This window comes from Cytophaga sp., assembly GCF_051961495.1.
Lineage (GTDB): Bacteria > Bacteroidota > Bacteroidia > Cytophagales > Cytophagaceae > Cytophaga.
Map to the genome: position 1 here is coordinate 1 of NZ_JBQCDF010000165.1, position 5,257 is coordinate 5,257.

Here is a 5,257-nt window from a genome sequence, read left to right on the forward strand (position 1 = left end):
GTCTGTTTTCCTGATCAGGAAATTCAATCTGAAAACGTTCGGTGGTGAAGACATCCGTTTGATCAGCAAAGAATACCACAAAGGTTTATTGCCGGGCGGTAGTCTTTTCGGACTGGGCTGGGCCTTAACCGGCGCTTGTCCGGGACCTATGTTTGCGCTGGTTGGTAATGGCGTGCAGGTAATGCTTGTGGCAATCCTGTCTGCTATCGCCGGTACGTTTGTGTATGGGGTGGTGAAGGATAAACTGCCGCAATGATGTGAAATTCCAAAACACAAAAAACAAATTCCAAACGTCTGAAAAATCTGTGCATGCGTAGTCTGTTATTAAAATCTATATGTGCCATTGCAGGTGTTTTACTTGTACTTCTGAGTTTGTCGTTTCGTAGTATGAATCATTCTGCGGCAACGGAAGCAAAGGCTGATACTGCAGCGTATAATATTTTACTGAAGCAGATCAGTCGTTCACGCGATTCTATCTTTCAGGTATACAATAAGGCAGATGACCAAACACAATGTGTGAAAAATACCGAAGCGTATCTGATAGAAACATATTATAAAAAGCTTATTCCTTTCTGGCTAGGTACGAAGTGGGAGTTTTACGGGGAGACCCAAATCCCCGGCGACAGCTCGATTGCCTGCGGGCATTTTGTTGTAACGACTCTCAAACAGCTTGGCTGTAAGCTTGAGAATTCGCATGAGATGGCCACCAATTATTCCGCCTATATGGTAAATTCTTTGTGTGATACTTCTTACAAAGTATATAAAGGAGAAGAGTTGCTTCAATTAATAAAAAGTCAGCCGGATGATATCTGGGTAGTAGGCTTAAAGAATCACAGTGCGCTAATCGTTAAATACCAGGGACAGATCCGCTTTGTACATTCTTCCTATTTTGCACCCACTATGGTTGTTGATGAACCAATCGAAGAGTCTATGACGTTCTGGGGTTCTAATATTTATGTTTCAGGACATTTATTTAAAGATAATTGTCTAACTGAAAAATGGATCAAAGACGAGGTAGTTAAGTATACGAAAAAGTATTAACTTTGCTGTTGCAGTGTAAATTCCAAATAACAAAAAACAAATTCCAAACGAGCGTAAATTTCATTCGTTTGGAATTTGTTTTTTGTTATTTGGAATTTCATTAAAATTTATGCCAAACTACCTCAATCAGATTTATATGGTGCCACAGCTTTAAAAATATTCCGAAGCAGATGAGCAGACCCAATGCGAATGCAATGATGATGCCTGGTATGCCGCTGAATACGCTTTTTGTTTTCTTTACAAAACCTTTGGAGATCATTTCTGCTACACTGCCCAGAAAAGTAAAGATGGGGTAGTAGATCACAACAATAATTCCCATTTGTATAGCGGTTAAACGATACGGATCTTTATAACCGGTGTGAATGTTCAGGTAGTTTTTTGCAATCGTTGATACAATCTCAGCAATGAAAATAGTTAAGATGAAAATGCAGAATTTAGTAATGGATTTTGAATTCATTGTTTTAAGGAGTTTTCGTAAAGTTCTTTTAGATATGGGGAGTTTTTAAATTGTTTAATCAGATCTGCATACAGCAGTACGACTTCAATTTCTTCGTAATCGTATGAATCGTTATCGCGTTCATCGGTATAAAAGAAATGGATGCCGTCTTTTTCCAGCTGCCAGGCATCAGCAAGCTCTACAATATTTTCGCGGTCGGTGCAGGGCAACTGAATGTCGCGCAGCGAATCCAGCTGCACAAGCAGCAGACTGCTGAGCATACTGTTGCTTTTAATGTGGTTGGTAATATCACCCAAGGATACAGGTACAAGTACATTGTTTTTTATAGTAAAGGTTGTATCAATGTGAATAATGTAATTGCCATATCGATCCTCTCTGTTATAGTAGTACCGTACCTCTGATAGATGTTCCGTTATTACAACGGCTTTAATATCAGTAGTGGCATACGAACCGGAATTGTAGCCGACCCAGTTATAAAACTCTTCATCTTCAATGGTTGCTTTTTCATCCATCAGGTTTGAGATGTATGTATCGTCAAAGACTGTTATGGAGGGATAGGCTGAAGTTTCTTCATCGGAAGATTCTTCTGCAAGGGTATTGCAGTATACCTGCAGCGCTTTATTGTTTGTGAGTATCCGGATCGGAGATGTATTTAAGGTGTCAACGGAAAGGTTTACGGAAGACCATTCAGAATAAAGTGATTCACTTTCGTTTGAAAAAGGAATGTTCAGTATTCGTATATGGTCTTTAATCTTCTTGCCTGTATTCTCCTCAGCAGGTATAAGCCAGTCATTGCCGGTGAAATATCCCCAGCGGTTATTTTTGTTTATCGCCAGGATGTTATTGGGAAGAAATGTGATGGTGTTTACAGAATCGATACGATGATTATGGATATATAAATCACAGCCAAAAGGACTGTCTGTGCTTGTATTTTCATAGCACATGAATATGCTGTCGTTGATTTTTTTAATTTTATGGTATTTATACGGAATAAATAATTCAAGTGTCTGGCAATTGATCACGCCTGACCGGAATTCATCTTCATTAACAAATGTCCGCACTACCGCGTAATCTGTTTCTGATAAGGATATAGGATACATGAAGGACAGGTCACTTTTGAGTTCTTCATTTTTATCCAGAATTTTCCAATACATTGCATCCATGGGAATGCCCCAGAAATAGTCCATCTCCGCGTCATAGCCAGTGATTGCGCTATATGTTGAAGGGATTATTGTTTCATTGTCAGCACTTATGATTCCCCAGGCTTCTTCGTTGTTTTTTATAATAAAAGATTCTTCTGAAAAGGGACTCTGTTCAATGAACACATGTTCAGGTTGAATAATGGTTTTTCCTTCTATATCAATGATACCGAACAGACCGTTGTGTATAATGTTTGTTTGTCTGCGTTCATCTTTGAAAGGCATGATAAAATCGTAGGTTGGAAGCAGTATATGTTCCATGTCCGGAGAAATAAGACCATATTTTCCTTCGTAATAAATAAGTCCGCTGCATGAAAGATTTTCATCCTCAAGGGTAGATATCGTATCCGGGTAGTGATATTCTGTTTCTGATAAGAGGTCAAGCCAGGTAATACTGCTATCGGCGTGGATCGTTATCAGCAGCGGTAGCGGTTCTGTATACTCCAGTTCATGTTCATAATTTTCTGTACCGTCTTCATAATACTCAGGTGTATAGGCATAGAGGTTGCGAAGGAAGTTGATGTTCGGATAGTAGCCGGTATTGAGTGGTTTGCCTTCAAGATTTGCAATCTGAAAACCTTTTGCAGAGCGCAGGATATATACGAATGTGTTGTTGCTTCTTTCAAGCAATGTAATGGTATCATAGATGCAGGGTACAAGCTCTCTGCCATTCAGGTCAATAAGCGTGTATTTGCTTTTGTAACGGGCAATAAATGATTGCGGACCATACACGCGTTCATCACTATTGATCGTATTGTATTTTTTCTTTGTAAGCTGCTTTCCTGTTTTGTCGAATAGTACGCTCCGGTTTTTTGCAGTATTCGTTAGTATAAATGAATAACTGCCTTCAGACGAAAGATTCTGATATTCATCATATACAAAAGGAATGATTATTTTATCATTGCGGTTGATGGCGCCATAAAAATTATCTTTTTGAATGATGAAGCACAGGGAATCGTATACGTCAATTCTTGAATATGCATTGGTAGTAATGAACCGGTTCTTTGTAAGATCAAACAGTTTTATTCTTTCACTCTCCTGCTCCCTGGTCTTGATTTCTGCGAGATTGTATCTGTCAAACCGGATATGATCGACATTTGAAATAATCAATTCACCTTTGTAATACAGGCCCTGTGATTTGCCAGTCTGGACAATTACATAGCCTCTGCTGAAGTATTTGATCTTATAAGGTATATCGGTTATGACGAATTTTCCGGATGTGTAATCAAAAACAGAATAGAGTGAATCTTTCCGTAAAATATAAAAGGAAGACTGCTCTTTAATTTCAGAATAAACAAGAGGAAGTATAATCTTTCCTTCAGTATCGATAAGTCCGCTTAATTCGTTAACAGAGACAATCGCACACTTTCTGTAATAAAATTCTTCGGCCTGGTCGAATTGCGGCGGCACAATCCAATTGCCGGCGGAATCCGTATATCCATATAAACAGGTTTTATTGTCTTTTAAAAGATTCAGCTGTGCACGGGTTTGTATTGTTGTAAATGAAAAAAATAGGCACAAAAAAAAGACGGTAAGTATCTGTTTCGTTTTCATAGGGGTAAAAAGAACTGCTTTAAACTTAAAAATACATTAGTTTTATGATTTTAAAAATCAGTAAAATTTTAATTCTATTTATGGTATTATTATCTTGTAAAATGAATAATGAGATGATAACGCCTGCTGAGCCTATCCGTTACCTGGCGCTGGGAGATTCATACACAATCGGCGAAAGTGTACCGGCATCCGACAACTTCCCGGCGCAGCTTTTTCAGGCACTCAAAGATAAAAATGTACCTGTTTCTTCTTATAAGATCATTGCCCGCACCGGTTGGACTACAGCTAACCTGAAAGCAGCCATAGAAACTTCCGGTTTGAAAGATACATTTAATCTGGTTTCACTGCTGATCGGGGTAAACAATCAATACCAGGGCAAAAGCATTGTTGAATATAAAAGTGAATTCATTGAACTGGCAAACCGTGCCATTCAATTCGCCGGTGGTAAAAAAGAACATGTGTTTATAGTATCCATTCCGGATTATGGCTACACACCTTTTGGCGAAAATAACCAGGTTTCGATTTCAGCTCAGATTAAAGAATTCAATGCGGTTAATAAACAGGTGAGCGACTCCCTGGGCCTGAAATACTACAACATTACACCAATCTCCCAAAGAGGTTTAACAGAGCCTGATCTGGTGGCTGGTGACGGCCTGCACCCATCTGCAAAGATGTATAAACTATGGGTAGAATTGATTATGCAGAACGGATAGATAGTATATCAAATTCCAAATAACAAAAAACAATTCACCCGCTGGCACAAGTATTTACCTATTTATTAAGGTTAATTTTTTGTGATTTTTTAGGATGTATTAGTTGAATTCATAACGATTAAATAATTCATTGGTTCATTTTAACTCATTTGAAAATGCTAATTATGCACTGTTGTAACAGGTAGCATAGAGTTGTGTTTTTGTAATTCAATATGTTGTTCCTGTTATAATGGTTTTGGTGAATTTAAATTTGTTGTTTTATAAATGGTATTTATGGTTAGTTTTGCACATTT

General features: G+C 38.2%; 5 protein-coding genes. 3 read left to right on the forward strand and 2 right to left on the reverse strand.

The features are described 5' to 3' along the window. Window positions 1–256: DUF6691 family protein (locus ACTHJT_RS08490; RefSeq protein ID WP_440237591.1), on the forward strand; the 256-nt coding region annotated here is incomplete at its 5' end. Between the two features lie 53 nt (window positions 257–309). After that, complete coding sequence (locus ACTHJT_RS08495; RefSeq protein ID WP_440237592.1) at window positions 310–1,041, forward strand: hypothetical protein; 732 nt, start codon at window positions 310–312, stop codon at window positions 1,039–1,041. 100 nt (window positions 1,042–1,141) lie between these two features. On the opposite strand, the gene ACTHJT_RS08500 is transcribed toward ACTHJT_RS08495, so the two are convergent. Beyond that, complete coding sequence (locus ACTHJT_RS08500) at window positions 1,142–1,498, reverse strand: hypothetical protein (protein WP_440237593.1); 357 nt, start codon at window positions 1,496–1,498, stop codon at window positions 1,142–1,144. After that, window positions 1,495–4,251, reverse strand: a complete 2,757-nt coding sequence (locus ACTHJT_RS08505; RefSeq protein ID WP_440237594.1) for a WG repeat-containing protein — start codon at window positions 4,249–4,251, stop codon at window positions 1,495–1,497. The genes ACTHJT_RS08500 and ACTHJT_RS08505 overlap by 4 nt, the downstream gene beginning before the upstream one ends. A 113-nt stretch (window positions 4,252–4,364) precedes the next feature. Here ACTHJT_RS08505 and ACTHJT_RS08510 point away from each other — a divergent pair, with 113 nt between their 5' ends. After that, window positions 4,365–4,964, forward strand: a complete 600-nt coding sequence (locus ACTHJT_RS08510) for an SGNH/GDSL hydrolase family protein (RefSeq protein ID WP_440237595.1) — start codon at window positions 4,365–4,367, stop codon at window positions 4,962–4,964. Window positions 4,965–5,257 lie beyond the last annotated feature (293 nt).

Bases quoted from the DNA above. Each gene is read 5' to 3' on its own strand.
- ACTHJT_RS08495 (WP_440237592.1), top strand. From the start codon at position 310: ATGCGTAGTCTGTTATTAAAATCTATATGTGCCATTGCAGGTGTTTTA.
- ACTHJT_RS08500 (WP_440237593.1), bottom strand. From the start codon at position 1,498: ATGAATTCAAAATCCATTACTAAATTCTGCATTTTCATCTTAACTATT.
- ACTHJT_RS08505 (WP_440237594.1), bottom strand. From the start codon at position 4,251: ATGAAAACGAAACAGATACTTACCGTCTTTTTTTTGTGCCTATTTTTT.
- ACTHJT_RS08510 (WP_440237595.1), top strand. From the start codon at position 4,365: ATGATAACGCCTGCTGAGCCTATCCGTTACCTGGCGCTGGGAGATTCA.